Source organism: Nonomuraea sp. NPDC001684 (assembly GCF_053596515.1).
On sequence record NZ_JBSFGJ010000790.1, the window covers coordinates 1 to 2,309 of the forward strand.

Below are 2,309 nucleotides of genomic sequence, written 5' to 3' on the forward strand. Positions count from 1 at the left end.
CTCGGCCGGATCAGCGGCGACTGGGGCGGCGGCCAGGGCGTGGCCGAGGAGGCGCTGTGGCACGCCGTGCGCGCCGAGGACGGCCGCGGCGCCCCGACGGCCCTGGCGGAGCTGGTCACGGCCCACTTCGGCACGGCCACCGTCGAGGAGCTGGTGCTCGACCTGCACTTCGGGCGCGTGGACGAAGGGCGGCTGCACGAGCTGGCCCCCGGCGTGCTGGCCGCCGCGGCGGCCGGGGACGCGGTCGCCCGGTCGCTGGTCCAGCGGCAGGCCGAGGAGGTCACCGTGATGGCCGAGGTGTGCCTGCGGCGGCTCGGCCTGCTGGGGACGCCGGTCGAGGTGGTGCTCGGCGGTGGCATGCTGACGGCCCGGGACCCGCTGCTGACGCCGCTGCTGGAGGCGGCGTTCGCGGCCAGGGCGCCGCGGGCCGAGCTCGTGGTGGCCGACCTGCCGCCGGTGGCGGGGGCGGCGTTGCTGGGGCTGGAGCACCTGGGCGCTCCGGAGAGCGCGCTGACCCGGCTGCGCTCCCACTTCGCGCTCCCGGTCACCCGCTGACCCGGCCGCCGAGGTGCGTGTCCGGCTTGCCGGGTACGGGCGCCGGTCCTGCGGGGGGGCGGCGCCCGGTGGGCTTCAGGCGGAGGCGTTCTGGTCGGGCTCGGCGGGCGTGACGTCGGGGGCGACGACGGGGGCGCGGTGCTCGTAGGGCGTGCTCAGCACCACGGTGGTGCGGGTGGAGACGTTGGCCGAGGCGCGGATCTGCTGCAGCAGGTCCTCCAGCGCCACCGGCGAGGCCACGCGCACCTTGAGGATGTAGCTCTCGTCCCCGGCGACGCTGTGGCAGGCCTCGATGGCGCTCAGATGGGCCAGCCGCACGGGGGCGTCGTCGGGGGCGGCGGGGTCGATGGGCTTGATCGACACGAACGCGGTCAGCGGCAGCCCGATCGCGTCGTGGTCGATGACGGCGGCGTAGCCGCGGACGACGCCGCGCTTCTCCAGGCGGCGTACGCGCTGGTGGACCGCGGAGACGGAGAGCCCGGTCTCCCTGGCCAGGTCGGTGAAACTCATGCGGCCGTCGTGGGCGAGCAGCGTGACGATCCGGCGGTCGATCTCCTCCATCGGTCAAAGGTAGCCGGTGATGGTCACGACATGGTCCCGACGGGAGCGACCCCTCGGTTCATCGCGTGCTCGACCAGGGTGATGAGCACCTGGCGCCCGGAGTCGCGCCTGCGGGCGTCGCACAGCACGATGGGCACGTCGGGTTCCAGCCCGATGGCCGAGCGCACCTCGCCGACGGTGAACGGCCGGGTGCCCTCGAAGCAGTTGAGCGCGATGATGAACGGCTGCTCGCGCTTCTCGAAGTAGTCGACGGCCGGGAAGCAGTCGGCCAGGCGGCGGGTGTCGGCCAGCACCACGGCTCCCAGCGCGCCCATGGCCAGCTCGTCCCACACGAACCAGAAACGTTCCTGACCCGGGGTGCCGAACAGGTAGAGCATGTAGTCGTCGCGGATGGTGATGCGGCCGAAGTCCATCGCGACGGTGGTGGTGAGCTTGCGCTCGACGCCCGACAGGTCGTCGACGTGCGTGCCGACGTGGGTGAGCGCCTCTTCCGTGCGCAGCGGGCGGGTCTCGGAGACGGCGCCGACCATGGTGGTCTTGCCCGCGCCGAATCCGCCGGCGATCAAGATCTTGATCGCGGTCGGCAGCCGCCAACGGTCGACGCGACCGAATTCCATCCAGCACCGCCCGTACAGGTCCCGCGCACGTCGTGGCCTTCGCGCCTGGTCAGTGAAATCTGTCAAGGCGCGTGGTGAAGGCCGTACGCCGTGCCTGGCATCGAGCCACCCTAGCAACGCCACATTTTCCACTCAAGACATAAACTTTTACAACGAACCAAATGTCACGATTTATCGTCGGTAGTCCTATAAATCGCCTCGCGGGCGACGGACGGTCAAGAGGCTTGTCAGCTTATTCGACGAGATCGTTAGGTTGCGGAGCCCAGGTCCGAAATGCCGGTGAAGCCGGCGTTGAAGCCGATCCGTCGGCCCAGGTAGGCGGCCGTCCGCGGGCTGCAGCCGCGCAACGCCTCGATCAGGCCGGTCGCCTCGCGGGCCAGGCCGGCCATCGCCGCGGTGACCTCGCCGCCGGTGATGCCGAGCCCCAGGACGTTCAGGTCGCCCCAGCTCAGGTCCCTGCGGTAGGAGGCGACGTCGCCGAGGCGGGTTGCTGGGCTCGAGAGAGGGACCGCACGACGTCAAACGGCTCGCTGTTGAGGAGCTGCCGCGGCTCGCGGGGGAGATCCGTGACCTGCT

4 protein-coding genes are annotated in these 2,309 nt (G+C 71.5%); 1 reads left to right on the top strand and 3 read right to left on the bottom strand.

Translation table 11 applies throughout. The features are described from left to right. On the top strand, nucleotides 1-555 hold a 555-nt coding region (locus ACWCSD_RS51750), incomplete at its 5' end, for a BadF/BadG/BcrA/BcrD ATPase family protein (protein ID WP_449927125.1). Nucleotides 556-630: 75 nt separating this feature from the next. Here the strand turns inward: ACWCSD_RS51750 and ACWCSD_RS51755 are convergent. The 3 genes from ACWCSD_RS51755 to ACWCSD_RS51765 all read right to left on the bottom strand — a co-directional run bounded on the left by ACWCSD_RS51755 (nucleotide 631) and on the right by ACWCSD_RS51765 (nucleotide 2,122). Continuing rightward, nucleotides 631-1,116 carry an Lrp/AsnC family transcriptional regulator gene (locus tag ACWCSD_RS51755; protein ID WP_358007428.1) on the bottom strand — a complete coding sequence of 162 codons (486 nt, stop codon included), beginning with the start codon at nucleotides 1,114-1,116 and terminating at the stop codon, nucleotides 631-633. Between the two features lie 23 nt (nucleotides 1,117-1,139). Next, nucleotides 1,140-1,733, bottom strand: coding sequence for a GTP-binding protein (locus ACWCSD_RS51760; RefSeq protein ID WP_352326803.1), 594 nt, complete (start codon nucleotides 1,731-1,733; stop codon nucleotides 1,140-1,142). A 248-nt stretch (nucleotides 1,734-1,981) separates the two neighbouring features. Continuing rightward, on the bottom strand, nucleotides 1,982-2,122 hold the full coding sequence (locus ACWCSD_RS51765) for a hypothetical protein (RefSeq protein ID WP_449927129.1): 141 nt from the start codon (nucleotides 2,120-2,122) through the stop codon (nucleotides 1,982-1,984). Nucleotides 2,123-2,309: the final 187 nt, after the last annotated feature.

Bases quoted from the DNA above. Each gene is read 5' to 3' on its own strand.
- ACWCSD_RS51755 (WP_358007428.1), bottom strand. From the start codon at position 1,116: ATGGAGGAGATCGACCGCCGGATCGTCACGCTGCTCGCCCACGACGGC.
- ACWCSD_RS51760 (WP_352326803.1), bottom strand. From the start codon at position 1,733: ATGGAATTCGGTCGCGTCGACCGTTGGCGGCTGCCGACCGCGATCAAG.
- ACWCSD_RS51765 (WP_449927129.1), bottom strand. From the start codon at position 2,122: ATGGCCGGCCTGGCCCGCGAGGCGACCGGCCTGATCGAGGCGTTGCGC.